This is a genomic window from Thermovirga sp. (assembly GCF_017656375.1).
Classification (GTDB): domain Bacteria; phylum Synergistota; class Synergistia; order Synergistales; family Thermovirgaceae; genus Thermovirga.
Window position 1 is genome coordinate 1 of the sequence record NZ_JACDOB010000015.1, and the last position, 25,635, is coordinate 25,635.

Genomic DNA, 25,635 nt, shown 5'->3' on the forward strand with positions numbered 1-25,635 from the left:
CAAAAGATAGAAGAAAGGCTAAACGAGCTTCAAAATTAATTATCATGAAAAAAATTGCCGTTTTGACCAGCGGGGGCGATGCCCCCGGAATGAATGCCACCATACGGGCCGTTGCCAGGAGCGCCATAGGTGAAGGACTTCTGGTATACGGCTTTATGCGGGGTTACGAGGGCCTGCTGGATAAGGATTTTCGGGTGCTCAGTGCAAGGGACGTAGGAGGCATAATCCACAGGGGGGGCACCATGCTCCAGACTGCCCGAAGCGACAGGTTCATGGACCCATTCTGGCAGGACAAGGCCGCAGAATTTCTGAAAGAAGAGGGCATAGAAGGCCTTGTGGTCATAGGCGGGGACGGTTCCTTTAAAGGGGCGGCCGAACTGGCAAAGCGGGGAATATCTGTGGTGGGTATTCCTGGAACCATCGACAACGACATTGCAGAAACCGACTTGACCATAGGGTTTCGCACTGCCGTTGAGACCGCCCTTGAAGCTGTAAAACGCTTAAGGGACACTGCCTCAAGCCACGACAGGCTCTTTATCGTCGAAGTCATGGGCAGAAGGTCGGGCTTTATAGCTCTTGAAGTGGGAGTGGCAAGCGGGGCAGAGGCTGTCTTGGTGCCGGAAGTCCCCTTTAGCATAGGAATGCTGAACGATAAACTCCACGCAGCGCGAAAGAAGGGCAAGACTCACTCCCTCATAATTCTGGCAGAAGGCGTAATGCCAGCTCAAGAGCTTCGTGCTCAGCTCAAGGATACGGGAGGATATGAAGCTCGCGTTACCGTTTTGGGGCACATACAGCGGGGAGGAAGCCCTTGTGCTGTCGATGTTATCCTTGCCTCCCAGATGGGCAAATGCGCGGTGGATGCCCTCCTTGAAGGCCAAAAGGCCGTAATGACTGTCTCCAGGTGTGGGAAAGTGGAATATGTGCCTCTGAGCTGGTCGTGGGAAAGGAAAAAGCTTTTAGACCCGGAATTGATGGAACTTGTGGAGGTTTTAAGCATTTGAAAATTCTAGCAGAAAGGCTAATTGATGTTGTAGCTTCTAACAACTCAGGAAGACTTGCCCGGGGCATGTGCAAGGTAGAAGATTTGCTTTGCGGAGCAAGGCTTCTTCAGGCGGCCAAAAATGTGGCTGTCATAACCGGTTTTTATGTTCCGACTGCTGAAGCTCCCGAAACCGATGGCCCTCCAGGTGCAGGTGTCTTGGCGAGGGCTTTAAGCATTTTGGGCAAGAAAGTAACCATTTATACTGATCCCCTCAACTCCTCGGCAGTAGAGGCCTGCTGCCGCACTCTGCAGATTGGCGCCCCACAAGTTATAGAAACTCCAGATGAGCTTTTTGAAGAAGATAAGGACCTTTTGGTTTATATCGAGAGGCTTGGTGCGGCTTCAGACGGGTGCTACTACAACATGAGGGGCGAAGACATATCTGGCTTTACTGCTCCCCTCGACAAAGGAGCCATTCTTGCCCAAAGCAGGGGCATCCCAGTTCTGGCTGTTGGGGACGGAGGCAATGAAGTTGGGATGGGCCTCATATATCAGGACCTGGTAAAGGTTGTCCCTTCCTTTAGGAAGTGCCTTTGTGCAATTGGCTGTGATGTGCTCATTCCTTCAGATGTGTCAAACTGGGGAGCCTATGCCCTGGTGGCTCTCCTCTCTGCACTAAGCGGTAGGTGGCTGGGGCATACCCCTGAAGAAGAAAGGGCCATGATAGATGCCATGATAAAAGCGGGTGTAGTGGACGGAAAGACATGCCAGGCTGTATCTTCTGTTGATGGTTTCCCTGCATTGGTACATGAAGATAAAATAAGGGAAATAAAGGAGCTTTTCACTGAATGGGAGGATAAGAGAAAAGCTCCTGAAACAGTTATTGGTTCGTAATGTATTTAAAGAGGCGCTTTTCGAGCATGGGGGTCAGGAATAAAGCGAAAATAGCTCCTGTCCCTGTCTGGAGGACATCGGTGCCGAGCTCAACAGGTGCTACCTTCCAACCGTACAGGAGCCCAGCCGTGGTTGTGTAGCCGGCTATCATTACAAGGGCGCCTGTCACTATAGCGAGGACCCTGCCCTTTTTTGCAAAGGTACCGACCAGGAAGCCCTCCAGCCCCTTGATGACGAAGGTTATAGGAGCCCAAAGGGGATATCCAAGGATAAGGTCGGCAAGAGAAGCTCCTATGCTCCCGCATATAGCTCCATACCTTGGGCCCAAAAGCAGCGCTACGGTGTATATAACTCCTTCCCCAAGGTTGAAATACACCCTTAGGCCGGGCATAGGGATATGGAGCATTGTGGCCAAAGTAACTGCCCCGGCTAACATCGCACCGAGAGCTATCTTTTTTGAAGTTATTGTGGTGTTCAATGTAATCACCCCCTTGTTTTTATCTAAAATAAGTGTATTCTTTAAAGAGAGTTCTTTGTAGTGCCAGTGATATATGGCACAGTGCCCAAGCTGGCATCATTGAATGACACCACTAACGGTTTCAAATATAAATTACGCAAAAAAATGGATTTTCAACGTTAGCCCCTTGTCAAATAGTGGGTTTACTAGGGTATAATGCATATGAAGAGAATATTACTCTTACTTTCCTTCTTGTTTGTTGCTCTTTGCGCAGTGCTCTTATGCAGGTGGCGTGGTTATGTTTATCTCACCCAGCCTCCGGAGGTAAGGGAAGTATTTTTGTGCGAAGCTCTCGATGAAAATAGCAATCCTGTTAATGCCGGCGACCAATTCCGATGGGGGACGAGAAGTGTCTGTTTGCTCTTTAGCTATAGATCGTTTCAACCTAAAACGGCGGTGGATATAAAGTGGCTGTATGAAGGACGCATTCTTGCAGAAGAAAGGGTAGAGCTTTTGGATGAAAAAAATTCCTGTGCCTTTTATCTCATGAAGGATGATGGTGCACCTCTTCCAATCGGTAACTATGCAGTTGTGATAGAGAGCATGGGGAAATCTCTTTCCAAGAAATTTTTTGTGGTGACCAGGTAAAATTGTCTTGAATAATAAAAACAAGTTTTGAAAGGAGAAATAATAATGAAGTTTTTTATTGACACGGCGGACATAGAGGAAATCCGCACAGCTTATGGGTGGGGAGTGATAAGTGGCGTTACTACCAATCCTTCTTTAGTAGCTAAAACTGGCAGAGACATGCAAGAGGCAATTCTTGAGATTTGTGACATTGTGGATGGGCCTATAAGCGCAGAGGTGATATCCCTTGATAGAAAAGGAATGATAGAGGAGGGCAGAGCCCTTGCGGCCTTACATCCAAACATTGTGGTCAAAATCCCCATGACCCCGGAAGGTATGGCTGCCACCAGTGCGTTGAGCGCCGAGGGAATAGATGTAAACGTGACGCTTGTATTTTCCCCCCAGCAGGCCCTTTTGGCAGCCCAGGCAGGGGCTGCATATGTGAGTCCCTTTGTGGGGCGCCTTGATGATATAGGCGAAGACGGCATAGGCCTTGTTAGTGATATTGCCCATATTTTTAATGTCCACGATATTCCAGTGGAGATAATAGCCGCAAGCATAAGGCATCCAAAACACATTATGGATGCTGCGTTGGCAGGGGCAGATATAGCTACTGTCCCCTTTGGGGTGCTGGAAAAGTGTTTCAAACATCCCCTTACAGACAGCGGTATAGAGCGATTCTTGGCAGATTGGGAGGGAGCAGTAAAGGGAAATGGAAGATAATGCAGAGAAAAATGTAAATGGTACCCCGGATGTTGCGACCGAAGTAGAAGCAAAGGAAAAACTGGAAAAAGAAAGTAGCGTGCAAGAGACAAAAGAATCCCCTACCGCACCTACAGCCACTTCCAGTGGCAGCAAGAGCAGTAATGGGAATAATGGGGCAAACGGGGAATATAAAAAGGTCCCTAAACCCAAGTACACCTACAGCGAGCTGGAGAACAAGAATATAACCGACCTTCGAAAGCTAGCCAAGAAGATGAAGGTTCACGGCTTTTCCTCTCTTCGTAAGGACGACCTCATTATTGCAATACTAGCCAAACAGTCAGAGGAAATGGGATTTCGCTTTGGTGGGGGAACACTTGAGATTCTATCTGATGGATATGGTTTCCTAAGGCCTAGGGGGCTTTTGCCAAGTGATCATGACATATACATGTCGGCCTCTCAGATCAGAAGGTTCGGCCTGCGCAACGGGGACGTGGTGTGGGGATTGATACGCCCTCCAAAGGAACAGGAACATTACGAAGCTCTCTTAAGAGTTGAGGTGGTCAATTTCTCAGACCCTGAGGCAGCTAGAAGGAGACCCCAGTTTGAAAAGCTCACGCCGATTTTCCCCAACGAAAGGCTTCACTTGGAGACAGCTAAAGAGGAGCTGACTACTAGATTGATAGATCTTTTCGCCCCTATAGGAAAAGGGCAGCGTGCATTAATAGTTTCTCCACCAAAGGCTGGAAAGACTACAGTTCTCAAAAAGATAGCAAATGCAGTGACGCAAAATCACCCCGACACCATCCTGATGGTGCTTTTAATAGATGAAAGGCCCGAAGAGGTTACAGACATGGAAAGGTCTGTTGACGGGGAAGTTGTGGCCTCCACCTTTGACCGCCCAGCAGAGGAGCACCTGAGAGTGGCAAATCTGACTCTGGAAAAGGCCAAACGCCTTGTGGAGGTTGGAAGAGATGTTGTATTGCTTTTGGACTCCATAACCCGCCTTGCCAGAGCATCAAACTTGGTAGAACCCCCTTCTGGCAGGACTCTTTCAGGCGGTATGGATCCAGCGGCCTTGTATTTCCCCAAGCGGTTCTTCGGTGCTGCAAGGAACATAGAGGAAGGCGGTAGCCTCACTATAATAGGTACAGCGCTGATCGATACGGGTAGCAGGATGGATGAGGTGATATATGAGGAGTTTAAAGGAACGGGCAACATGGAGGTGCATCTCTCCAGGAAACTATCTGAGCAGCGCATCTTCCCCGCTATAGACATTACTCGTTCGGGCACAAGGAAAGAAGAGCTTTTGATGGATTCCGACGAGCTGCAGAGGGTTTGGCTGCTTAGGAGAAGAATCGCCAACGTGGACGAGGCTGAAGTATTGAATCTTATCATAAGCAAGCTTAAGGCTACGTCGAGTAATGAAGAATTTCTTGCCACAATAAAGGTGAATTGATAAGCTGAATAGGGTTTGTTTTTGAGAGGAGGAGAAGCATGAAGAGCCAGTATTCCCGCAAAGTTGATTTGTTGTCCAGTAGGCTGGGTTTTTATCTGGTGATCTCTATTATGTTAGGGATAACGGCATTAGTTACAATTTGTGCTGCCCAGAAAGCCCAAATTGGAGGTTTTGATCTTTTTGCCAAGGGAATGCCTGGCGAGGAGAGCATAAATTCAGAAGGCTTTATTGTGATAGATGTTTCCAGCGACGTTTCGGCGGGATATGATCTGGCCACTTTAGGGGGCGACTCTTCAGTTAAGGCAGCAGAAGGGATAGGGCCTCTTCCAACATCACCTTCTATTTTTGATGAAGATATTGAGCTGGAAGAGGTAAAAGAGATTAGCCAGAAAGCTGGCGTATCTAGCGAGGTCGAGGAAAGCAAGGTTGCGCAGGAGGAAGTAGTTCTGGAAGAAGTTAAACCATCTAAAGGCGATCTTTTAGCGGAGGAAAAGGAGAAAAGGTGGATAGAGTATTATGTGAATCCCGGGGATACCCTTTATGAATTGGGTAAAAAATATTCAATATCCCCTCAGTTAATAGCCAAAGCTAACGAGTTGAAAAACCCTGATCGGCTTTCGGAGGGCCAGGAGCTTTTAATACCTTTGAATCCCGAAGATGTCCAGGCTGTCATAGAAGAAGTCCGAGCCAGAAGGAAAAAAGATTTAGAGAGCAGGGCCAGAAAAGTTGAAGTTACGACTTACAAGGTGAAAGAAGGAGATAGCCTCTGGTCCATAGCAAACAAATTTAATTTGGACATAAATACCCTGTTTGGGTGTAACGAAATGAAAAACCCCAACTACCTCAGAGTGGGCATGTCACTTAGGATTCCGAACCAGGATGGAGTGTTCTACAAGGTCAAAAGTGGAGATACACTGGCGAAACTTGCGAGCAAGTATGGAACTACCGTTGCTTTGATACAGCAGGCCAACGGTTTGGAAGGAACGAGTATAGCTAAGGGTGTTGAGATCTTCATACCTGGTGCAAAACCTGTAGTTTCTGTGTATAAGGCTGCAAGAAGCATATCTGGTTCCAGTGTTGGGTTCAGATGGCCTCTTAGGGGTAGAATAAGTAGCTCTTTTGGTTGGCGAAGGCATCCTATAACAAAACGCAGAGATTTTCATACAGGGATTGATATTGCAAGGCCTTACGGTACAATCATTCGCGCGGCAGCGGCGGGAAGGGTTGTGTACGCCGGTTGGATGGGCGGATATGGACGGGTAGTGGTTATAGAACACGGAAAAGGCTATTCTACTCTGTATGCTCACTGTAGCAGATTGCTGGTGAGAAAGGGGCAGAGAGTTTCGTCCGGCCAGGCTATAGGCAAGGTGGGCTCAAGTGGAAGAGCTACAGGACCGCATTTGCATTTCGAAGTTCGTTATAGAAACAAGCCCATAAATCCCATGAAGGTGTTAAGATAGAAAAGGCTCTTAGCTTTATTTCATCATTAGCAATAAGGTGTTAAATACGCTGGGCCAGATAGTGTTCTGGTCCAGTTTTGATTAAGTTAAAACTGTTTTTGGGAGGAGCGTTTTCATGCCGAAATACATTTTTGTGACAGGTGGAGTGGTTTCATCCCTGGGTAAAGGTATTACAGCAGCCTCGCTTGGTGTGCTTTTAAAAAGAAGGGGGTATAAGGTCTCTATTATCAAGATGGACCCGTACATAAATGTAGATGCTGGTACCATGAACCCGTTCCAGCATGGAGAGGTTTTTGTGACAGATGATGGTTCTGAGACAGACCTGGATTTGGGCCATTATGAGCGGTTCATAGACGAATCCCTTAGTTCCTTGAACACGGTAACCACGGGGAAAATATATTCTTCCGTGATTTCAAAGGAGCGAAACGGAAAATATTTAGGGGCTACTGTTCAGGTAATTCCCCATGTTACCAATGAGATACAAGAAAGTATACTTAAGATTGATGGTGACGTGGATGTGGTGATAGCAGAGATAGGTGGGACAGTAGGAGATATAGAAGGCCTTCCCTTTTTGGAGGCAATACGCCAGATGGCTAACAGGGTTGGACGACAGAACGTGCTTTACTGCCATGTAACGTTGGTGCCCTACATAGCTGCGGCCGGAGAGCTAAAGACCAAGCCTACACAGCATAGTGTCAATGAGCTTAGAAGAATAGGCATACAGCCGGATGTCATCGTGTGCAGGTCCCAAATGAAGCTAGGGAGAGGGATAAAAGAAAAAATCGCCCTTTTCTGCAGCGTTCCTCAGAAGTATGTCATTGAGGCGATAGATGCACCTACCATCTATGCTGTACCGCTGCAGCTAAAGGAACAGAAGTTCGATTCCATAATCCTTGAGCGCCTGGGACTTTCTGCTAATGAAAAGCCGTATCTTGAGGACTGGAAGGCATTTGTGGAGTCTTACAAAAAACCCAAAAAAGAAGTGGAGATAGCCATGGTTGGCAAGTATGTCAGCCATAAGGATGCCTATCTTAGTGTAGTGGAAGCTTTAACTCATGCTGCTACGTCCCTCAACCTGAGGGTAAAACTGCGTCCCGTGGAGGCAGAGGACGTAGAAAAACATGGTGCTGAAAACGTTTTGGGGGGTGTACAGGGGGTTTTAGTTCCAGGAGGGTTTGGCTCAAGGGGCGTTGAAGGCAAAATTGAGGCTGCGCGGTATGCCAGGGAAAACGGCATTCCATACTTTGGCCTTTGCTTGGGTATGCAGATTGCTGCCATAGAGTTTGCTAGAAACGTGTGTGATATAGCAGGTGCGAACAGTATGGAATTTGATCCAGGAACACCTAATCCGATAATACACCTAATGGATGAGCAAAAGCACGTGGTAAACCTTGGCGGCACCATGCGGCTTGGGCTTTACCCTTGCGAACTGAAGGAAGGCACAAAGGTGAAGGAAGCTTATGAGGAGCAACTTATTTACGAGAGGCACAGGCATCGCTATGAGTTCAACAACGAGTATCGCGACAGATTTGAGGCCAGTGGGATGAAAATAGCTGGGATTTGCCCGGGCAGGGACCTTGTGGAGATAATAGAGCTTGAAGGGCATCCATGGTTCATAGGAGTTCAGTTCCATCCCGAGTTCAAATCGCGGCCTGTAAGGCCTCATCCTCTTTTTAGAGGGTTTATAGAGGCGGCTTCGAAGACAGAGGGAAGATGAGGAGGGGTAAATAATGAGAAAAGTATTATCGCTTGTGTGTTTAGCGCTTATATTGTTGGTTCCTCAGGTTGTAGTAGCTGAAGAAGCACCACTGCCTTTGAAAGCACAGGAAAAGATAGAGATCGCTCTATATGGGGAAGCTTTGAGTGGTGGCCTTATCGAGCGACTTGGGAAGGTTGAAAAGGACCTTTTTGGTAGGGAACTTCCGGGAAGCATATCGGAACGGCAGAGCGGGCTTTTGAATTTCATAGAAAAGGGTACCCTTGGGAATCCGTCCATGTTGTTCAAGCTTTCAGTTGCCGAGTGGGCAGTGAATCACAAGATAAGCCCCAAGAAGCCTGCAAGTTCTAGGATAGATGATTTGGAGACCTTGCTGGAGGGGAAACCGCAAGTTGATAAGCCCCTTGCCATGAGGCTTGAAAGGATGTTGTCCTTGCTCTTCCCCGAACCTGTAAAGTGGGTTGAGGTAGAACTACCTGCTAACAATGTTTTTAAGGTTGCATTTACTGAAACCATACGACCTTCAGAGGCTAAAAAAGGCGACCAGGTAGAACTAACCTTGGCACAGGATTTAATAGTGGATGGGAGCTTGGTCGCGCCAGTGGGGAGCATGGTACTTGCGGAGATAGACAGCGTCAAGCCTCCCAGGAGCTTCGGTAGGCCTTCGGAAATAAATTTTGCGTTCAAGCATTTGGTTCCACTAGGGCCAGAGGTCATTCCTGTATTTATGGGAGATGAGGCCATAGCGTCAAACAAAAAAGATAAAACGATGGCAATAGCTGCTGGGACAAGCGTTGTTGGGCTGATTGCATTAGGGCCAGTAGGGCTTGCCGGAGGCTTTTTTGTCAAAGGGAACGCAAAGGAAATTCCTGCAGGTACTGCTGTGTACATTGAGACGTCGCAAGCTATGACAGTCCATGCCTGGCCAGTCCCCCCAGGTCTTGAGGGTATGATAAAAGAAGCCGAGGGTCTGCCTGGAACCGACGAAAATGCCACAGATGAAGAAGGATCGCTCTCTGAAGGGGGAGATGTAGATGAGCAGGAAGATTAAAAAGATAATAGCCACTTGCGGCCTATTCCTTACCCTAATCGCAGGAGCTGCGGCAGCTGTAGATTTGGGTGACCTTATCGGGGTTGTTGGCGGAGGACTGATCGTCAGTGCTCTGGGAGACCAGCTAAATGATTTCATAAACACTATAACGTTCAATAAAGGAGTAGGGGTAGAGGAGGAGACCAAGGTCGTACCTATTGTTTCAGTGGGAAGCGGTGTTGCTATAGGTGCTGCACAGGTATCAGGACCTAAGGATGCTGTCGCAAAGACCCAGGCTGTGGCTCAGCTTGAGGTGACATTTCAGGACAGGATAAGGATAAAGGTACTGATACCGATAGATTCTAAAAACCCGCTGGAGCGTTTCAGAAGGGTTCAGAAGGTTGGTGTATCAGCCATTATAGATTATAAGCTTTAAGAGATAATTAGCTAGATTGATATGAATTGGAAGAAAGCCTTGCCACTTATCTTAATAGTACTTGTTGCCCTGTGGGTCGTCATGCTTTACAGGGACTTGAAGCTCGTACCTAGTGAGCGGGGAAAGGAAGAGACTCCTGATGTAACCCTGGAAAATATAGAGGTCCAAAGGGAAATTTCAGGAGATTTTTGGACCCTGCAAGCTGAGCGGGCCGAAAGGTTTGGAAATAAGACCAACCTTGAGGTAATAAAGGTGAAATCTGCTACAAAAGAAGGGCCTCTGTGGTTTATGGATGCTCCACGGGGTACTGTTACCGATGATGGGAATTTAGCTGAGCTGTGGGAAGTGAAAGGTCATGCTGAAAAGTTTACTCCTGCTTTCAAATGGAGTGGAAGGCACGCACTGTGGGATCAAAAGGGAAAGCGATGGCTTTTCCCTGAAGGGTTAACCATTCAGGGTGAGGATTTCTTGGCGAAAGGAGCACGGGGTGTGGTGGACATGAGTGGGAAAATAACTTTGGAAGATGGAGCATATGCAAGATGGGAAACACAATGATGAAGCTGTCAAGTTGTCTGATTGTTGCCTTTGCCTCCCTTATGCTTTTATTTCCTTGCATTGGCGTAGGGGAAGCCACATCTGGTGGTAACGTGATCCTTGAGGGAGATAAGGTGGTATATGAACAAGCAACTGACACGGCTTATGCTGAAGGCCACGTTAAGATGAAATATGCAGATATTCGAGTGTGGGCGATAAAAGCCACCTACCATGTCAAGCTCAACAAAATTGAGGCATTAGGCACTAAGGACGCCCCAATAGTCCTTTTGCAGGGAGCTCAGAGGATGGAAGGCCAAAGGTTAGAACTTGATCTTGCCAGCGGGGAAGGTTCAATCAGTGAAGCGTATGCCAGTTATCCTGCCGAAAATGGTTTTGCATATGCCAGAGGCGGAAAGGTGAGTACCATAAAAACTCAATCCCTGAAAAGTTCCGGGTGGGTTAAAAAGTCTCCTTCGCCTTCGAAGATAAAGAGTGAAAGGGTGTACAAGTGGGAAAATACGAGTCTGACCACTTGTCCTGAGCCTGTTCCCCACTACAGCTTAAAGACCAAAAAATTGGTAGTGTTCCCAGGTTATAGGGCAATAGTTACAAAACCTAGAGTATTTTTGAAGGAACACTTTCTTTTTACTTATCCCTTTGATTACATAGTACCCCTTACCGAAAAAGAGGAGGCCTCTCCCTTAATGCCCACGCTTGCTTATGACTCTGACAAGGGAGTTGGGATTTCTATAGGTACCACGTATGAAGCAGGAGAAGTATCAGGCAGATGGAAAGCTTACTACTGGTCAAAGAAGGATTTTGAGGGAACCCTTCAGGCGAATTGGGCTTTTAATGACAATTTGAAGTTTTTTGCGGAGGAAGATTACAGCTGGGACTCTGATAGGGATGAAAAACGTTTCCGGCCCAAGTGGGGAGCAATATATGACGATGGAAATTGGTATGCAAAGCTCTTGTGGTCCCAGGCAGAGAACGTGACAGTGGAAAAAGCGCTGGGGGATACTTTTAAAGGTGTCCTTTGGAGAAAGCCAGAATTTGAACTTCGGACTCCCTATTACGAGCTTGAGGGCATAAAAAGCAAGTTGGCCTTATATGGCCGGTGGGGAGACTATGAGACATTGGCGTACGACGGAAGCAATGAAGTCTCAATAAAGAGGATAGCCTTCGGAGCGGCTCTTTCGGGTTCCACAACTATAGGAGACGTAAGGCCTTACTGGTATGTGAGCCAGTGGCACTACGATTACAGTGGAGCAGGAGACTCTCAGGATACAACGTACGTTAAAGGTGGATTGTCATGGAGTGTTGGCAAGGTTAATTTTTCAAGCACCTGGGTAAGGCGCTGGGTATGGGGAGATTCTCCTATGTCGTGGGACGATTATTCCGATTCAGAGTCGTTCTACCAGAAGGTCTCTTTCCCGTTAAGTGAAGCCTGGACTGCGACTGTGAGAGGTGGATATAATCTAAGAACGGAGGACCTGGAAGAGATGTATTATCGTCTTGGTTATTCCAATCACTGTTGCTACAGGTTTGACGTGGAATATAGGGATGACCTAACCAACGAGAACGATGACTGGGCCGGCTTTGTGTTCGTGTTAGATGCGTTTCCCAGCAACCCCTTCTTTTTCAACACCAGGACTATTCAGGAGTTTGATAAATGATGGATGCGTTAAAAGATATTAAAGTTGGGGTTGTCTACGGAGGAGATAGCCCGGAAAGAGAAGTATCCCTGGCTAGTGGCAGTGCTGTAGTAGAAGCCTTTGAAAAACTAGGGGTGGATGTTGAGCCCCTTTTAGTTTCATCTGCTTTGGACGCTTTATCCAAGGTACAGGCTTCTCAAAGCGATGTTTTTTTTATAGCCCTTCACGGTGGTTGGGGTGAGGACGGTAGGCTTCAGGGGGCTTTGGACCTCTTAGGTAAAAAATATACAGGTTCGGGACATAGAAGTTGTGCCCTGGCGATGGACAAAAAAGTTAGCAAGGCCATTTTTGAAAGGTGCGGTATTCCAACGGCCCCTTATATTAGCATTAATGCTGCTGATCTCTGTAGTGGCTTTGAGGAAGAGCTAAAAAGGCTTTTGGCCCTTTGGGGAATTATGGTTGTAAAACCTTCAGGGTGTGGAAGCACAGTTGGGGTTAACATAGTCCAAGACATAAAAAGTGCGCTGTCTGCGATCAGAGATGCTTCCACCTATGATAAGGACGTATTAATTGAGAAATACATTCCAGGTAGGGAAATAACTGTTGCAATTTGGGAAGACAAAGAAGAAGTTATGGCCTTTCCAGTTATAGAGATTATTCCTGAAAAAGGGTTTTACGATTATAGGGCAAAGTACACTCCTGGCGTCACGAGGTACAAGTGTCCGGCGCATCTTCCAAAGGAAATTGAAGTCCGAATCAAAGAGGTCGCTGCAGGAGCTCATAGGGCTCTTGGGTGTTGTGTCTATAGTAGGGTCGATATTAGGCTCTCTCAAGAAGGAACCCCTTATGTTTTGGAGGTAAACACAGCCCCAGGTATGACCTCCACCAGCTTGGTCCCTAAGGCTGCTTTGGCCTTTGGATGGTCTTTTCCAGAGTTAGTCTCAAAAATAGTTATAAAGTCTTTGGGTAAATAATCAAGGGGGCAGGATCCTGCCCCCTTGATTTAAATTTTTATGTCTTTGATTAAAAGCTTGCGGATTCCTTTAGGTACTCTCACTTCCACTTGTTCGCCAGGAGCCTTGCCTATTATTGCCTGCCCTACAGGGCTCGCTACAGATATTTTGCCCCCTTTGGGGTCGGCTTCTTCTGAGCCTACGATGGTGTACGTTAATTCCTTTGAGGTATCAAGGTCCATGAGAGTTACGGTTGTTCCTAGGCTTACTTTGCTTGTGTCTATGTCGGTTTCGTCCACAACCTTTGCCTTGCCCAATTGATATTCCAGCCATTGAATTCTACTTTCAAGCTTTGCCTGGGCATCTTTGGCTGCGTGATATTCCGCATTTTCACTGAGGTCGCCAAAACTTCGGGCTTCCTCAAGCATCCTGGATATTTCTTGCCGTCCCTCACTTCTAAGTTTGATGAGCTCCGCCTTTAGCTTTTCGTAGCCTTCTCTGGTTAGAATTATGTAATCGGCTAGAGTTTGTTCCGACATATAACCAACTCCTCTCAAGAGGCTAATCCCACTTGGTGCAGGTATTTTAGCAGACAATTGTACAAACAGCAAGAAAACTTTTAACTGTTGCGGAAAGTAGTATTGATACCTTATTTTATCTAAGTAGTCGGAACGAAATTTAGGCACATCTACAAAAATATTTTATACTGGGCTTGACAGTTACAAAAGGTGCGAGTATAAATTCACTTAAAATAAAAATTTATATGGCAAAGGCGATGAAGGGGAAGAGTACTTGCAAAAGGGCGGCCAGAGAGGGGAATCAATAGCTGAGAGATTCCTTCCGTACCAGGCAGGGAAAACCACCCCGGAGCTGGATCCGAAGCCCACGCAGTGGGATAAGGTGACGGGGTTCGCCCCTTATAGCGAAAGAGGGTCGTCCTCAATCTTGAGGGCGGAACTGGAGTGGAACCGCGGAAGTCTTTTTCGTCTCCTGTGAGACGGAAAAGACTTTTTTTATAAGCAGGTTTTAATCAGGAAGGAGGAGAGAGAATGGCTGGATTGCTGGAAAGGTACAAAAATTATTTTCCCATAACAGAAAAAACGCCCCTTAAGACCTTGGGAGAGGGAGGAACGCCTCTGGTGAAGCTCCACAAGATAGGGAAAGAATTGGGGATAGAACTTTACGGGAAATATGAGGGAGCCAATCCAACAGGCTCATTTAAGGATAGAGGTATGGTTTTAGCCATGGCGAAAGCCGCAGAAGAAGGGGCTAAAGCTGTGATATGCGCTTCAACAGGAAACACATCGGCTTCAGCTGCAGCCTACGCTGCTAGATTTGGCCTAAAGTGCTATGTGTTGCTGCCAGCGGGGAAAGTGGCGTTAGGGAAATTGTCACAAGCCTTGGTATATGGAGCCAAGGTCATATCCATCCGAGGTAATTTTGACAGGGCCCTAGAACTGGCCAAGGGAGCCTCAGAGGAAATGGGCCTGGCAATTGTCAATTCGGTAAACCCGTACAGGTTGTGGGGACAGCGTAGCGGCGCTTGGGAAATATGCGAAGAGCTTGGCTTCCCGCCGGACTGGATGGTTCTTCCTGTTGGAAACGCTGGCAATATAACAGCCTATTGGGCTGGTTTTGTGCAGTACAAAAATAAAGGGAAGATAAAGAGTGTACCTAAAATGGTTGGGATCCAGGCTGAAGGGGCCTCTCCTCTTGTGTCTGGCAAAAGTTGCCCCAATCCGGAGACCGTGGCCACTGCCATTCGAATTGGGCGTCCTGTAAACGGAAAGAAAGCAACCTGGGCAGTTAGGGTGTCAGGAGGATTTTTCTCCTCTGTATCTGATGAGGAGATCCTACAAGCGCAAAAAGAGCTGGCTTCAAAGGAAGGAGTTTTTGCCGAACCTGCCTCTTGTGCCCCGCTTGCAGGCCTAAAGAGGGCTAAAAGGGATGGCAAACTTCCTAAAGATATAGCGGTGGTTATGGTTCTTACTGGAAACGGGCTCAAAGACCCCCAGGCCATCCTTTCCAGGCAGGAGGAAATTTGTGAGATAGATGGAGACGAGGCCCAGCTGAGGGAGGTGTTGATGCGATGATGGAGCCTATGTTTAGGGTGAAAGTCCCAGCCACTTCAGCCAACCTTGGCTCGGGTTTCGACACCATGGGGATAGCACTTAGCCTGTACAATTTCTACGATGTGCTGGGGCTTGACGAGCCAGGAGCCTATAAAGTGGAAGTTTACGGAGAAGGAGCAGCGGAACTGGAAAAGGCAGACGTTAACTTGATAATAAAAAGTTATGAAGGGGCCTGTAGTGAATGGGGAATAGAGTGTCCCGGCCTTACCATAAGGTGCCTTAATGCGATTCCACTGTACAGAGGGCTTGGCAGCAGCGCCAGTGCCATTGCTGGTGGAGTGATGATTGCCAATGCCATGAGGGATGAGCCTCTTCCAATGGATGAACTCCTGCCGCTTATGGTTAAGATGGAGGGACATCCGGACAATATAGTACCCTGCTGCCTTGGGGGAATGGTGGTAAGTTGTATGAAAGGCGATGAGCTTAAGTATGTAAAACTTCCCTCTCCTCCGGAGGAAATAAGTGCTGTTGTAGCAGTGCCGGAGGTGCACGTGAGCACAGAGGAAGCGAGAAAAGCCCTGCCGGGGCAGATAAGCCACCAGGATGCAGTATTTTCTCTCAATAGAGCAGCACTACTTGCTGCATCTTGGGCGGCGGGAAAATGGGAAAATCTCTCTTGGGCCATGGATGATAGATTGCATCAGCCTTTCAGGGCTAAGTTATTCCCAGGGGGTGAGGAGATCCTCGAGGAAGTGAAGCATGTCAAAGGCTGCCTTGGTGTCGCCATAAGTGGTTCCGGCCCTAGTATGCTGGCTCTGACTCATGGATCGCCCAGAGAGGTCGCAGAGGCCATGTGCAGGCTCTTTACAAGAAATAACGTGAGGTCTCGATTTTTCGTCCTCTCCGTGGACGAGGAAGGGGCGAGGGTAGAGAAGATTTCAAAAAGAGAGGAGGTCGGGGCATGAGCCTTCAAGTATTAAAGTTTGGGGGATCGTCTGTAGCTACTCCAGAGAAGATGGCATCCGTTGCAGCCAAGATAAAAAAATTCCACCAGTCAGGCGGCCGCACTGTTGTGGTGGTGTCTGCAATGGGAGACACCACTGACAGGCTTTTGCAGCTTGCCAGGGAGTTCTGCACCGCCTCCAGGCATAGGGAAATAGATCAGCTTGTTGCCACAGGAGAGCAGCAAAGCACGGCCCTTCTTGCAATGGCGCTAGAAACCCTTGGCCTCAAGGCCCAGTCTCTTTCAGGCCCTCTTGTGGGCATTAAGGGTAGGGGGCCCTACACAGATGGCAGGATAAACGGAATAGATCCGTGCAATATCCTGAAGATTTTGGAAGAAGGTGCAATTCCCGTTGTGGCGGGCTTCCAGGCTGTTAATGAAAAGGGAGACATAATAACCCTGGGTAGGGGAGGTTCAGACCTGTCTGCTGTTGCCTTGGCAGCGGCGCTGGAAGCGGAGAAATGCTGCATATTTACTGATGTTGCAGGAATTTATACTGCTGATCCTAGAATTGTGCCCAATGCTCGTAAGCTGGAGAAGGTGTCATATGAGGAGTGCATGGAGATGTCATCTATGGGCGCAAAAGTGATGCAAGCAAGGAGCGTAGAGCTGGCGGCAAGGTACGAAGTGCCAGTTTACGTCGCCTCTAGCTTCAGTGATGAAAGGGGGACATGGATCGTGCGAGAGGATGTTAGAGAGAACTTTTTGGTGAGAGCAATAGCAAGCGATACTAACGTTGCCAAGGTTGCCCTTTTGGGTGTGCCTGACGTGCCAGGGATGGCGGCTAAGGTTTTTGAAGCCTTGTCCTCGGGGGGAGTCAGCGCAGAGATGATAATACAAAGCGTGATGAGAGGACAGATAAATGATATAGCTTTCTTGGTGAAGAAAGAAAGCCTAGGAGATGCTATAGATATTTGCAGGAATATATCTAAAGAGATAAAAGCTCAGGGAGTGGCCTTCGATACGGAAATAGGAAAAGTCTCCATTATAGGTGCTGGCATAGCAAGCCACCCAGAGGTCCCAGCGAAGATGTTCTCAGCCCTTGCTGCGGAAGGGATAAATTTAGACATGATATCTTCCACATCCATGTCCATAACATGTGTGGTGGGTGCTAAGGATGTGGACAGGGCTTCTAGGGTCCTTCACAAAATATTTATAGAGGAGGCGAAGTCATGAGAGTAGCAGTTCTTGGAGCAACAGGCTTGGTGGGTTCTGAGATGGTAAAAGTCCTTGAAGAAAGGGCTTTCCCAGTGGACGACCTCGTGCCCTTGGCCTCTGAACGCTCGGCGGGCAGGCAGGTTATCTTCAAGGGCCGGCCCTATGTGGTGAGAGCTGTCGAGGAGAGCGCCTTCGAAGGGATAGATGTGGCGCTGTTTTCTGCAGGGTCAGGCCCTTCCAGGAAATGGGCCCCTGTTGCTGCTTCAAAGGGAGCTGTGGTCATAGATAATAGTTCGGCTTGGAGGATGGAAGAGGATGTGCCTCTGGTGGTACCAGAAGTTAATCCACATGCCCTTGATAAACACAAAGGCATAATAGCAAATCCCAACTGTGCCACCATACAGGCCCTTGTAGCTTTAAAACCCCTTCACGATGCTTTTGGGCTGAAGAGCATACAGGTAGTAACATTTCAGTCTGTTTCGGGAACAGGCCTTAGGGCTCTGGATGAATTGAAGGAAGATAGTAAGGCTGTGCTAGAAGGCGACCCTCCCACATGCGAGCTGTACCCAAAACCTATAGCTTTCAACGTGCTGCCTCATATTGGGAAGATAGATGAAAAAGGAATCAGTGAAGAAGAATACAAGATGATGAACGAGTCTAGGAAGATAATGGAGCTTTCCAACCTGGCAGTAAGCTGCACTGCTGTGAGAGTTCCAGTGTTTAGGGGACATTCCGAGGCTGTTGTCGCCACTTTTGAAAAAGATCCTTCGCTGCAAAATGCGATTGAGGCTCTCTCAAAAGCACCTGGCGTGAGCCTAACAGAAGATCCACTTTATTCTTACGTCGTGCCTAGCGAGGTGGAAGGGAAGGACCCTGTCTTTGTGGGTAGGATAAGAAAGGAGCCGTCTCCTGAAAATTCATTGTCCTTCTGGGTTGTAGCGGACAACATAAGGAAAGGTGCGGCCTTGAATGCGGTGCAGATAGCAGAGGAATTAATAAAAAGGGAACTTTTATAATGCCTTTGAGTTGTGTATAAGGTAAAATAAAGCTATGGTTTCTTGCTCTTTGGCGCCAAATAATCTTTAAAAGAAGGGTGAGCGTATTCTATGCGTAAAAGGACAGTACTTTTGGCAATTATTTTCTTGATGTTCTTGGCAACATGTGTTTTTTCCAAAGGAGCGATGGAGCTGTTTGCAGACAAACTTCTGTACAATCCCGAGGATGGAACTATAACCGCTGAAGGGAATGTTAATGTAAAAGGGGACGACATGTTTGCCGAGGCTAAGAGGGGAAAAGCTTCTGCTGATGGAAGCAAGATGGAGCTAGAAGAAAAAGTCATTATTAAATCTGTAAAAGACCCTATGCTGATCGAGTGCCAAAGAGCGGAGGCTGTGCTGGTTAAGGGCGGAAGAGAGATAACCTGTTTAAAGGTAAAGAGGTTCCTGCATGAAACGAAGGGAGTTACTATGAAAGCAGAAAAAGTCATAGGGCTTCTCAAGGAAGGTGTTTTTGATTACATAAAGGCTTTTGGCAATGTAGAGGCCAATATGAAAGATAAAAATGGTAAGCCGATAAAGGTGACTTCTCAGAGTGCTTATTACGATAGCAAGGAAGGAACAGTGCTTTTTAAAGGGCAGGCTGTCGCAGTAACTGAAGACAGGATAGTAGAAGCCCAGGAGTTTACATATTACCTTGCCGATGGGAAGATAAAAGCCGAAGGATCGACTAAGGTCATCTTCAATCTAGGCAATCAGGAGAAAACGGAATGAGCGAAAAGTACTTGTGGGCAAGAGGCCTTTCTAAGTCATACAAGGGCAGGAAGGTAGTTTCTTCTGTGGACCTTACCGTAAGGCAGGGGGAGATCGTAGGCTTATTAGGGCCCAATGGGGCAGGTAAAACTACCACTTTCTATATGGTTCTTGGATTGGTCAAACCTGATGGGGGGAGAGTCCTTATTAATAATGAAGATGTAACGGATATGCCCATGTACAAGAGAGCGAGAAGTGGCATAGGCTATCTCCCCCAGGAAGCCTCTATTTTCAGGAACCTGACGGTAAAGGAAAACCTTGAACTTGTTTTAGAGGAGAACGGCATAAGGGGCAAAGAAAAAGAGGAGAAAGTAGATAAACTAATAGATGAATTCAATATTGGCCATGTTATTGACATTCCTGGATACGCCTTGAGTGGGGGAGAGAGAAGAAGGGTGGAGATAGCCAGGACTTTGGCAATAGAGCCGGCATTTATATTGCTTGACGAGCCCTTTAGCGGCATAGATCCCATAGCAGTTTACGATATCCAGCAAATAATACTGGAGATAAGGACCAAAGGCTACGGCATACTTCTCACAGATCACAGTGTTCGAGAAACCCTGGCTATAACAGATAGGACCTATCTTATCCACCAGGGCAAGATCCTGATAGAAGGAACTCCTTCCGAGGTTGCCGAGAGCGAAGTGGCCAGGAAATTTTATTTGGGTGAGCGTTTTTCTTGGTGAAGCCAAGGGATTGTGTGCCAGGTTTTGCTGCGGATCTTTTCCTCAATGAAATCGATAGCCCGAGCTACAGGTTCTGATAGTGGTCTTCCAAGTTCAAGGGAAGCCGGCTGAATGGCGATTAAAATTATTTCTACTGAGTCTTTGTAGGGGGCGAGCATCAACCCTAGGGGGAGGCCATGAGACGAGAAATTAACGGACTCTTCGTCGTCCAGAGATAGGAGGAGAGTAGAGCCGGGTTCTGCTCCTAGGTCAGCGGCATCAACTATGAGGAGCGTCTTGGTGTTTTTGGGGTCTATAGTTTTAAGGAAATTTTCTGGGGTAACTCCGCACTCATACACGGCGCACCAAGAGAGAGGAGCTTTCAGGAGTTTCCTTGCTAACAAAACTCCTGCCGCGTCATCGCCTAGAAGCTCATTGCCAAGTCCCCAGATAAGTGTATTATTTTTCATGTTACCATCAATCCTTTCTTTGTTAGTTTTTAAGAGGAGGTTCCTAAATGTCTTCCCGTAGCTCCAGTATGGTTCGCCACTCGATAAAGATGATGGCCGGGACTCTTGTGAGCAGAATCTTGGGCCTGATAAGGGAGGTCCTCATAGCTTCCCTTTTTGGAGCCACAGGCAAATTAGATGCCTTTTTAGTAGCTTACACGTTAGCAAATCTTACAAGACGCCTCTTGGCCGAAGGTGCTCTATCGGCCGCTTTCGTTCCTGTTTTTTCCCAGCTTCTAAAAAAAGAAGGCAAAAGCCGGGCTTTTGTTCTGGCATCTCAGGTTTTATCCATATTGATAGTTGCAAGTATATTTGTAATACTTTTGGGTGTTTTCTTTGCCCCGACTTTGGTCTCTATTTTGGCGCCGGGTTTTGCTTCTTTGCACTCTGCTTTAGCTTCACAGCTTACCGTCTTAATGCTGCCTTTCCTTCTATTTATATCTGTTGCGGCGCTTGCTATGGGGATATTGAATTCACTCGGGTGTTTTTTCGTGCCCGCAATAGCTCCTGCACTCAGCAACGTTGTCTTTATTATCCTGGTGGTCATTTTAGCACCAAAAATGGAAATTTACAGTTTGGCGTGGGCTGTTCTTGTTGGAGGGCTGGCCCAGTGTGCCCTTCAGTGGTTCTGGATCAAAAGGTGGGGATTTACATTATTGCCTACAAGGCCTGACATGAAGGACGATTCCCTCAAGAGGACTTTGCGCCTGTTTTTGCCCTACGCTGCGGGGCTTTCTATAACTCAACTCATTCCTGTGTTTAGTAGAGTCTTAGGTTCCTTCCTTCAGGAAGGTTCTATTTCGGTTTTAAATTATGCTGATAGGGTGCTTCAGCTGCCTCTAGGGCTATTTATAATAGCCATTTCCCAGGCGGTATTGCCCCTTTTTGCGCATCTTGCCATGGAAGATGAAGCTTCTTTCAAAAAAGGAATAGAGGAAGCTTTGCAATTTGCCATCTTCATAGTTGCGCCGGTAGTAATAGGTATGGTCATGCTGAACAGGGAGATAGTCCATTTTTTGTTCTTTAGGGGGGCCTTCAGTGCCTGGGCTTGGAGAGGGACGTCTTTAGCCTTGATGCTATTTGTATTAGGCCTTCCTGGAACTTCATGCCTTACAGTACTCATGAGAGCTTTTTACGCCAAGGGTTATTCACGAGAGCCATTGATACTTTCTGCTTTCAGCGTGGTGCTTTATGTTGCGTTTGGTGTCTTGCTGATGAAGCCCTATTCATATGGAGGGCTGGCTGCAGCTTCTTCCGTTTCCTTTACTTTGACCGCTATTCTGGGAGGTGCTCTTCTCGATAAAAGGCATATAAAGGTTCGCCCCTTTAGCTTCTTATGGCTTGCTAAAATCGTCCCAAGCCTTGCCTTAATGGCCGGGACGGTGTATTTTCTCAAAGAACTGTGGGGTTATCCATTCAGTGGAGCTTTTATATATAAAACCCTCTGGATGCTTTCTGTGATCTCGGCAGGGGCGTTATCTTACGGGGCTGCAACTTGGATTGCCGGGTGCAGGGAGTGGAAATGGGTAATTGAGGCTTTAGGGAAAAAGGAAAGTAAAAGCGGTGAAAAATGAGAAACAAAAGGAGGCAAGAGGTGTTGAATAAAAAAAGTTTTCTTACAATTATATTAGCTTGTGTGCTTGTTTTTGCCCTCTGTGGGGGAGCCGTTGCGGCGCAAGGAGATCTTGAAAAGGTCCTTAATGACAGGGTAGCGACTTTGTATGTTGAAGGGCAGCCATTGGGGAACATGATAATAGGTGCTCGGGCCAAGCTGGAATTTATTTATGTTGATGGAGTGCTGGTGAGAGCTGTAAAGGATGATGAGCGAGCGCCATCTTGGCTAGAGTGGCATGTCAACAAGTACGGATCGGACGAAGCAAAGGGGAAAAAGCTGTTTATTTTGAGAGTAGAGACATTTAAGCCCTTTACTTTGATGCCTGAAATGATTGCTGTAAATGGCTTTCAATTAAAGGAAGAGAACATTCTTACAAGGAAGGAATTTGCTCCTTTGGGCGAGCTTCCTAGCTCTTTCAAGGGTGCCATGGTGCTGGCGGTCCCAGGGGACCTTGTAAAACCTGACAAGAAAGTGAGATTTAGCTGTGGGGGTGATGAGGCAGTATGGGTTGTGCCAAAGAAGTAAGCGTTAATCATGTATATAGATGTGCCTCTTGTGGAGAGAGGTTTTCTTCATCTACTCCTGCATCCCGGTGCCCAAAATGCAGAGGAAAAGTTTTAATACATGAGGAGGGGCCACCGTTGAGGAAGGTTAAAAACTGTTCTGGGGTCTGTTCTGGCTGCAGTGGTTGTGGAGGTTAAATGTAGATGCTTACGTTAGGTATAGAGACTAGTTGTGACGATACAGGCTTGGCATTGCTTGAGGGGTCTCGTAATGTGCTGGCAGAGGTTCTCTCAAGCCAGACAGAGATTCATGCTCCATACGGAGGAGTGGTGCCTGAGGTTGCCTCCAGGATGCATGAGGAGAAATTTTTGCCTCTTCTCATAAAGCTGTTGGAATCTGCACAAATTAAGGATCCCTCCAAAGAGATAGGTCTTATAGCTGTGACTGTGGGTCCAGGGCTCATGGGGTCCCTTCTGGTCGGAGTAATGTCGGCTAAAGGCTTGGCCCAGGCCTGGGGGGTGCCCATGGTTGGGGTCAACCATTTGGAGGGCCACATTTTTGCCAATGTAATGGCCCACGAAAATTTATGCCCACCCTTTTTGAGCATGGTGGTTTCAGGGGGACATACGGAGATCTACCTGGTCAGGGACTATGGGGATTATGAGCTTTTGGGTAAGACGAGGGATGATGCAGCAGGGGAATGTTACGACAAGGTTGCGAAAATTTTGGGCCTCTCGTATCCTGGTGGGCCAGTGATAGACAAGTTGGCCCAAAAAGGAGACCCTTTGGCTTTTAAGTTTCCTGTTCCGCTTTCAAGCTCCAATGAGGTGGAGTTCAGCTTCAGCGGTTTAAAGACAGCGGTTCTTTGGACGATAAAGAAGCTCAAAGCCGAAGGAAAGTTCCTTCCTATAGAGGATTTGTGTGCTTCCTTCCAAAAGGCTGTTGTTGCCTCTCTTTTGGGTAAGGTGAGACTTGCTGTAAAAAAAACTGGCATAAAGAAGGTAGCCATATCCGGTGGAGTTTCTGCGAATTCAGGCCTGCGAGCGGCATTGAAGGAAGATGGCGAAATAGAAGCTTTTATCCCTCCCATAAGGATGTGCACGGACAACGGTGCAATGATTGCAGCAGCAGGTTTTAGCAAATACATGCGTGGAGAAGTAGATAAACTTGATATAAATCCAAACCCTTCGCTGAGATTGTAACCTAAAGCAAAAGGAAGAGAAAAAAAGCATATGCAAGCAAAAAGAAGCGTTAACGGGGAATAATATATATTATTCCCCGTTAATTGCTCTTGAGCTGGGGCACTCCTGCATGTACTATCATTCGCGGTCAGGTTAGCACTCGCATTTAGTGAGTGCTAACATAAACAAAAAATAAAGAGATAAGGAGGGAATAGCATATGAATCTGAAACCACTCGGTGACAGGATAGTTGTAAAAGTTGTAACTCAAGAAGAGAAGACCAAGGGCGGGATAGTCCTTCCAGATACCGCAAAAGAGAAACCTCAGGAAGGCGAGGTTATTGCAGTAGGTACCGGAAGAGTTTTGGATAACGGCCAGAGGTTGCCACTTGAGGTAAAGGTTGGCGATCGCGTGATATTCAGCAAATACGGTGGCACGGAAGTCAAAGTAGAGGGCGACGAATATCTCATCTTGAGCGAAAGAGATATATTGGCAATTCTTGAGAAGTAGTCGTATTTGTAGAGAATTCTTTAAAGAATGAAAGGGGGAAATGATAAATGGCTAAATTGCTTGCATTTAACGAAGAAGCCCGCAGAGCTCTTGAGCGCGGCATTAATAAGGTAGCAGATACAGTAGGTGTCACTCTTGGGCCCAAAGGACGCAACGTGGTCCTTGAAAAGAAATTTGGCTCTCCAACCATAACCAATGATGGTGTTACCATCGCTAAGGAAATAGAGCTAGAGGATCCCTTCGAGAATATGGGAGCCCAGCTTTTGAAGGAAGTTGCTTCCAAGACCAACGATGTTGCTGGTGACGGTACTACGACTGCTACCATTCTTGCCAGGGCAATGATAAATGAAGGCATGAAGAACGTTGCTGCTGGTGCCAATGGCATGCTGATGCGCAGAGGCATAGAGAAAGCTGTTGACTTGGTTGTCGACGAGCTCAAGAAGCTTGCTATTCCCGTAAAGGAAAAGGAGAAAATAGCTCAGGTTGCAGCTATATCTGCTAATGATAAGGCCGTCGGGGAATTGATCGCCGAGGCCATGGAAAAAGTCGGTGAAGAGGGTGTCATCACCGTTGAGGACAGTCAAACGGTAGGTACAACTCTTGAAGTAGTGGAAGGTCTCCAGTTCGACAAGGGCTATGTGAGCCCCTACATGATGACCGATGCTGAGAGGATGGAGGCAAGCCTCGAGGATGCCTATATCCTTATCAATGATGGTAAGATCAGCAACGTGAAAGACCTAATTCCTCTCCTTGAGAAGGTAGTGCAGACCGGCAAGCCGCTGTTGATAATCGCTGAGGATATCGAGGGTGAAGCTTTGGCTACCTTGGTCGTCAACAAGCTGCGTGGTGTGATGCAGGTCGTAGCTGTCAAGGCTCCTGGCTTTGGTGAGAGAAGGAAGGCCATGCTCCAGGATATAGCCATAGTAACTGGCGGTCAGGTTATATCCGAAGATGTGGGCATCAAGCTTGAGAACGCAGATCTCTCCATGCTTGGCCGTGCCAAGAGGGTTCGCGTGACCAAGGAAGAGACCACCATTGTTGAGGGTGCTGGCGATCCTGATGCCATAAGAAAGAGAGCTGCCCAGATCAAGGCTGAGCTTGAGGAGTCTACTTCTGAGTACGACAAGGAAAAACTCCAGGAGCGTCTTGCCAAGCTCGTCGGTGGTGTTGCTGTAATTCAGGTCGGTGCTGCTACTGAGACCGAGCAGAAGGAACTCAAGCACAGGATCGAGGATGCTCTTAATGCCACTCGTGCGGCTGTAGAAGAAGGCATAGTTGCTGGTGGTGGTGTGTCTCTTCTGAATGCCTCTGAAGCTCTCGACAAGTTTATTGAGGAGCTTGAGGGCGACGAAAGAACTGGTGCCATGATAGTCAAGAAGGCTCTTAATGCTCCTGTATATCTCATTGCTGCCAATGCTGGATACCAAGGTGACGTTGTGATAGAGAAAGTAAAAAGCCTCAAGAAAGGCCATGGTCTCAATGCTGCCACTGGCGAGTACGAAGACCTTGTGAAGGCTGGTATCATAGATCCGGTGAAAGTTACCCGCAGCGCATTGCAGAATGCCGGTTCAATAGCAGCCATGGTCTTGACAACCGAAGCTTTGGTTGCAGATAAGCCAAAGAAAGAAAACGAGAACCCCATGCCACCAGCTGGTATGGATTATTAATACCACTTAACAAAATAACCATGAAAGGGGCCTTC

26 protein-coding genes and 1 other annotated feature are annotated in these 25,635 nt (G+C 47.4%); of the genes, 23 read left to right on the forward strand and 3 right to left on the reverse strand.

The features are described from left to right. Positions 1–44 precede the first annotated feature (44 nt). Together pfkA and H0Z23_RS05805 are read left to right on the forward strand one after the other, a co-directional pair. Complete coding sequence (pfkA, locus tag H0Z23_RS05800; protein ID WP_296868221.1) at positions 45–1,004, forward strand: 6-phosphofructokinase; 960 nt, start codon at positions 45–47, stop codon at positions 1,002–1,004. After that, positions 1,001–1,879 carry a DUF4392 domain-containing protein gene (locus H0Z23_RS05805; protein ID WP_296868155.1) on the forward strand — a complete coding sequence of 293 codons (879 nt, stop codon included), beginning with the start codon at positions 1,001–1,003 and terminating at the stop codon, positions 1,877–1,879. Before pfkA ends, H0Z23_RS05805 begins: the two co-directional genes overlap by 4 nt. Here the strand turns inward: H0Z23_RS05805 and H0Z23_RS05810 are convergent. Beyond that, complete coding sequence (locus tag H0Z23_RS05810; RefSeq protein WP_296868157.1) at positions 1,866–2,357, reverse strand: ECF transporter S component; 492 nt, start codon at positions 2,355–2,357, stop codon at positions 1,866–1,868. The genes H0Z23_RS05805 and H0Z23_RS05810 overlap by 14 nt on opposite strands. A gap of 201 nt (positions 2,358–2,558) precedes the next feature. Here H0Z23_RS05810 and H0Z23_RS05815 point away from each other — a divergent pair, with 201 nt between their 5' ends. The 10 genes from H0Z23_RS05815 to H0Z23_RS05860 all read left to right on the forward strand — a co-directional run bounded on the left by H0Z23_RS05815 (position 2,559) and on the right by H0Z23_RS05860 (position 12,930). Then, the gene (locus H0Z23_RS05815) at positions 2,559–2,984 is read left to right on the forward strand and encodes a hypothetical protein (RefSeq protein WP_296868159.1); all 426 of its coding nucleotides are present in this window, start codon (positions 2,559–2,561) and stop codon (positions 2,982–2,984) included. A 45-nt stretch (positions 2,985–3,029) separates the two neighbouring features. Further along, positions 3,030–3,686 (forward strand): fructose-6-phosphate aldolase, encoded by a 657-nt coding sequence (gene fsa / locus H0Z23_RS05820; protein ID WP_296868161.1) that lies wholly within the window; start codon positions 3,030–3,032, stop codon positions 3,684–3,686. Continuing rightward, complete coding sequence (rho, locus tag H0Z23_RS05825; protein ID WP_296868162.1) at positions 3,676–5,124, forward strand: transcription termination factor Rho; 1,449 nt, start codon at positions 3,676–3,678, stop codon at positions 5,122–5,124. The genes fsa and rho overlap by 11 nt, the downstream gene beginning before the upstream one ends. 38 nt (positions 5,125–5,162) lie before the next feature. Next, complete coding sequence (locus tag H0Z23_RS05830; RefSeq protein WP_296868165.1) at positions 5,163–6,584, forward strand: LysM peptidoglycan-binding domain-containing protein; 1,422 nt, start codon at positions 5,163–5,165, stop codon at positions 6,582–6,584. A 115-nt stretch (positions 6,585–6,699) separates the two neighbouring features. Continuing rightward, complete coding sequence (locus tag H0Z23_RS05835) at positions 6,700–8,301, forward strand: CTP synthase (protein ID WP_296868167.1); 1,602 nt, start codon at positions 6,700–6,702, stop codon at positions 8,299–8,301. A 13-nt stretch (positions 8,302–8,314) separates the two neighbouring features. Next, the gene (locus H0Z23_RS05840; RefSeq protein ID WP_296868169.1) at positions 8,315–9,352 is read left to right on the forward strand and encodes a hypothetical protein; all 1,038 of its coding nucleotides are present in this window, start codon (positions 8,315–8,317) and stop codon (positions 9,350–9,352) included. Beyond that, positions 9,336–9,767 (forward strand): hypothetical protein, encoded by a 432-nt coding sequence (locus H0Z23_RS05845; protein WP_296868172.1) that lies wholly within the window; start codon positions 9,336–9,338, stop codon positions 9,765–9,767. Before H0Z23_RS05840 ends, H0Z23_RS05845 begins: the two co-directional genes overlap by 17 nt. Before the next feature lie 21 nt (positions 9,768–9,788). Next, on the forward strand, positions 9,789–10,322 hold the full coding sequence (gene lptC / locus H0Z23_RS05850; RefSeq protein ID WP_296868173.1) for an LPS export ABC transporter periplasmic protein LptC: 534 nt from the start codon (positions 9,789–9,791) through the stop codon (positions 10,320–10,322). After that, positions 10,307–11,977, forward strand: coding sequence for a hypothetical protein (locus H0Z23_RS05855; RefSeq protein WP_296868175.1), 1,671 nt, complete (start codon positions 10,307–10,309; stop codon positions 11,975–11,977). Before lptC ends, H0Z23_RS05855 begins: the two co-directional genes overlap by 16 nt. Further along, on the forward strand, positions 11,974–12,930 hold the full coding sequence (locus tag H0Z23_RS05860; RefSeq protein WP_296868177.1) for a D-alanine--D-alanine ligase: 957 nt from the start codon (positions 11,974–11,976) through the stop codon (positions 12,928–12,930). The genes H0Z23_RS05855 and H0Z23_RS05860 overlap by 4 nt, the downstream gene beginning before the upstream one ends. Before the next feature lie 29 nt (positions 12,931–12,959). On the opposite strand, the gene greA is transcribed toward H0Z23_RS05860, so the two are convergent. Beyond that, positions 12,960–13,448 (reverse strand): transcription elongation factor GreA, encoded by a 489-nt coding sequence (gene greA, locus H0Z23_RS05865; protein WP_296868179.1) that lies wholly within the window; start codon positions 13,446–13,448, stop codon positions 12,960–12,962. A 227-nt stretch (positions 13,449–13,675) separates the two neighbouring features. Next, positions 13,676–13,903 (forward strand) — a binding site (T-box leader). A gap of 55 nt (positions 13,904–13,958) precedes the next feature. Here greA and thrC point away from each other — a divergent pair. From thrC to lptB, 6 genes are all read left to right on the forward strand, one after another. Next, a complete protein-coding gene (thrC, locus tag H0Z23_RS05870; RefSeq protein WP_296868181.1) occupies positions 13,959–15,002 on the forward strand; it encodes a threonine synthase in 1,044 nt (347 codons plus the stop codon). Beyond that, the gene (gene thrB, locus H0Z23_RS05875; protein ID WP_296868183.1) at positions 14,999–15,946 is read left to right on the forward strand and encodes a homoserine kinase; all 948 of its coding nucleotides are present in this window, start codon (positions 14,999–15,001) and stop codon (positions 15,944–15,946) included. The genes thrC and thrB overlap by 4 nt, the downstream gene beginning before the upstream one ends. Next, positions 15,943–17,160 carry an aspartate kinase gene (locus tag H0Z23_RS05880; protein WP_296868186.1) on the forward strand — a complete coding sequence of 406 codons (1,218 nt, stop codon included), beginning with the start codon at positions 15,943–15,945 and terminating at the stop codon, positions 17,158–17,160. The genes thrB and H0Z23_RS05880 overlap by 4 nt, the downstream gene beginning before the upstream one ends. After that, on the forward strand, positions 17,157–18,158 hold the full coding sequence (locus tag H0Z23_RS05885; protein ID WP_296868188.1) for an aspartate-semialdehyde dehydrogenase: 1,002 nt from the start codon (positions 17,157–17,159) through the stop codon (positions 18,156–18,158). The genes H0Z23_RS05880 and H0Z23_RS05885 overlap by 4 nt, the downstream gene beginning before the upstream one ends. 90 nt (positions 18,159–18,248) lie before the next feature. Continuing rightward, positions 18,249–18,911, forward strand: a complete 663-nt coding sequence (locus H0Z23_RS05890) for an LptA/OstA family protein (protein ID WP_296868190.1) — start codon at positions 18,249–18,251, stop codon at positions 18,909–18,911. After that, positions 18,908–19,636 (forward strand): LPS export ABC transporter ATP-binding protein, encoded by a 729-nt coding sequence (gene lptB, locus H0Z23_RS05895; RefSeq protein WP_296868192.1) that lies wholly within the window; start codon positions 18,908–18,910, stop codon positions 19,634–19,636. Before H0Z23_RS05890 ends, lptB begins: the two co-directional genes overlap by 4 nt. On the opposite strand, the gene H0Z23_RS05900 is transcribed toward lptB, so the two are convergent. Continuing rightward, positions 19,609–20,085, reverse strand: a complete 477-nt coding sequence (locus H0Z23_RS05900) for a hydrogenase maturation protease (RefSeq protein WP_296868194.1) — start codon at positions 20,083–20,085, stop codon at positions 19,609–19,611. The genes lptB and H0Z23_RS05900 overlap by 28 nt on opposite strands. Positions 20,086–20,132: 47 nt before the next feature. Between H0Z23_RS05900 and murJ the strand changes: the two genes are divergently transcribed. From murJ to groL, 5 genes are all read left to right on the forward strand, one after another. Next, the gene (gene murJ, locus H0Z23_RS05905) at positions 20,133–21,698 is read left to right on the forward strand and encodes a murein biosynthesis integral membrane protein MurJ (protein ID WP_296868196.1); all 1,566 of its coding nucleotides are present in this window, start codon (positions 20,133–20,135) and stop codon (positions 21,696–21,698) included. A gap of 23 nt (positions 21,699–21,721) precedes the next feature. Beyond that, positions 21,722–22,264 (forward strand): hypothetical protein, encoded by a 543-nt coding sequence (locus tag H0Z23_RS05910; RefSeq protein ID WP_296868197.1) that lies wholly within the window; start codon positions 21,722–21,724, stop codon positions 22,262–22,264. 182 nt (positions 22,265–22,446) lie between these two features. Beyond that, positions 22,447–23,445, forward strand: a complete 999-nt coding sequence (tsaD, locus tag H0Z23_RS05915) for a tRNA (adenosine(37)-N6)-threonylcarbamoyltransferase complex transferase subunit TsaD (RefSeq protein ID WP_296868198.1) — start codon at positions 22,447–22,449, stop codon at positions 23,443–23,445. Positions 23,446–23,642: 197 nt separating this feature from the next. Beyond that, complete coding sequence (gene groES, locus H0Z23_RS05920) at positions 23,643–23,933, forward strand: co-chaperone GroES (RefSeq protein WP_296868200.1); 291 nt, start codon at positions 23,643–23,645, stop codon at positions 23,931–23,933. Between the two features lie 47 nt (positions 23,934–23,980). After that, complete coding sequence (groL, locus tag H0Z23_RS05925) at positions 23,981–25,600, forward strand: chaperonin GroEL (protein WP_296868203.1); 1,620 nt, start codon at positions 23,981–23,983, stop codon at positions 25,598–25,600. The last annotated feature ends 35 nt before the right edge of the window (positions 25,601–25,635 follow it).

What these genes read in the sequence shown, in the direction of transcription:
- pfkA (WP_296868221.1), top strand. Translation starts at nt 45, where the DNA reads ATGAAAAAAATTGCCGTTTTGACCAGCGGGGGCGATGCCCCCGGAATG.
- H0Z23_RS05815 (WP_296868159.1), top strand. Translation starts at nt 2,559, where the DNA reads ATGAAGAGAATATTACTCTTACTTTCCTTCTTGTTTGTTGCTCTTTGC.
- fsa (WP_296868161.1), top strand. Translation starts at nt 3,030, where the DNA reads ATGAAGTTTTTTATTGACACGGCGGACATAGAGGAAATCCGCACAGCT.
- rho (WP_296868162.1), top strand. Translation starts at nt 3,676, where the DNA reads ATGGAAGATAATGCAGAGAAAAATGTAAATGGTACCCCGGATGTTGCG.
- H0Z23_RS05830 (WP_296868165.1), top strand. Translation starts at nt 5,163, where the DNA reads ATGAAGAGCCAGTATTCCCGCAAAGTTGATTTGTTGTCCAGTAGGCTG.
- H0Z23_RS05835 (WP_296868167.1), top strand. Translation starts at nt 6,700, where the DNA reads ATGCCGAAATACATTTTTGTGACAGGTGGAGTGGTTTCATCCCTGGGT.
- H0Z23_RS05840 (WP_296868169.1), top strand. Translation starts at nt 8,315, where the DNA reads ATGAGAAAAGTATTATCGCTTGTGTGTTTAGCGCTTATATTGTTGGTT.
- H0Z23_RS05845 (WP_296868172.1), top strand. Translation starts at nt 9,336, where the DNA reads ATGAGCAGGAAGATTAAAAAGATAATAGCCACTTGCGGCCTATTCCTT.
- lptC (WP_296868173.1), top strand. Translation starts at nt 9,789, where the DNA reads ATGAATTGGAAGAAAGCCTTGCCACTTATCTTAATAGTACTTGTTGCC.
- H0Z23_RS05855 (WP_296868175.1), top strand. Translation starts at nt 10,307, where the DNA reads ATGGGAAACACAATGATGAAGCTGTCAAGTTGTCTGATTGTTGCCTTT.
- H0Z23_RS05860 (WP_296868177.1), top strand. Translation starts at nt 11,974, where the DNA reads ATGATGGATGCGTTAAAAGATATTAAAGTTGGGGTTGTCTACGGAGGA.
- greA (WP_296868179.1), bottom strand. Translation starts at nt 13,448, where the DNA reads ATGTCGGAACAAACTCTAGCCGATTACATAATTCTAACCAGAGAAGGC.
- thrC (WP_296868181.1), top strand. Translation starts at nt 13,959, where the DNA reads ATGGCTGGATTGCTGGAAAGGTACAAAAATTATTTTCCCATAACAGAA.
- thrB (WP_296868183.1), top strand. Translation starts at nt 14,999, where the DNA reads ATGATGGAGCCTATGTTTAGGGTGAAAGTCCCAGCCACTTCAGCCAAC.
- H0Z23_RS05880 (WP_296868186.1), top strand. Translation starts at nt 15,943, where the DNA reads ATGAGCCTTCAAGTATTAAAGTTTGGGGGATCGTCTGTAGCTACTCCA.
- H0Z23_RS05885 (WP_296868188.1), top strand. Translation starts at nt 17,157, where the DNA reads ATGAGAGTAGCAGTTCTTGGAGCAACAGGCTTGGTGGGTTCTGAGATG.
- H0Z23_RS05890 (WP_296868190.1), top strand. Translation starts at nt 18,249, where the DNA reads ATGCGTAAAAGGACAGTACTTTTGGCAATTATTTTCTTGATGTTCTTG.
- lptB (WP_296868192.1), top strand. Translation starts at nt 18,908, where the DNA reads ATGAGCGAAAAGTACTTGTGGGCAAGAGGCCTTTCTAAGTCATACAAG.
- H0Z23_RS05900 (WP_296868194.1), bottom strand. Translation starts at nt 20,085, where the DNA reads ATGAAAAATAATACACTTATCTGGGGACTTGGCAATGAGCTTCTAGGC.
- murJ (WP_296868196.1), top strand. Translation starts at nt 20,133, where the DNA reads ATGTCTTCCCGTAGCTCCAGTATGGTTCGCCACTCGATAAAGATGATG.
- tsaD (WP_296868198.1), top strand. Translation starts at nt 22,447, where the DNA reads ATGCTTACGTTAGGTATAGAGACTAGTTGTGACGATACAGGCTTGGCA.
- groES (WP_296868200.1), top strand. Translation starts at nt 23,643, where the DNA reads ATGAATCTGAAACCACTCGGTGACAGGATAGTTGTAAAAGTTGTAACT.
- groL (WP_296868203.1), top strand. Translation starts at nt 23,981, where the DNA reads ATGGCTAAATTGCTTGCATTTAACGAAGAAGCCCGCAGAGCTCTTGAG.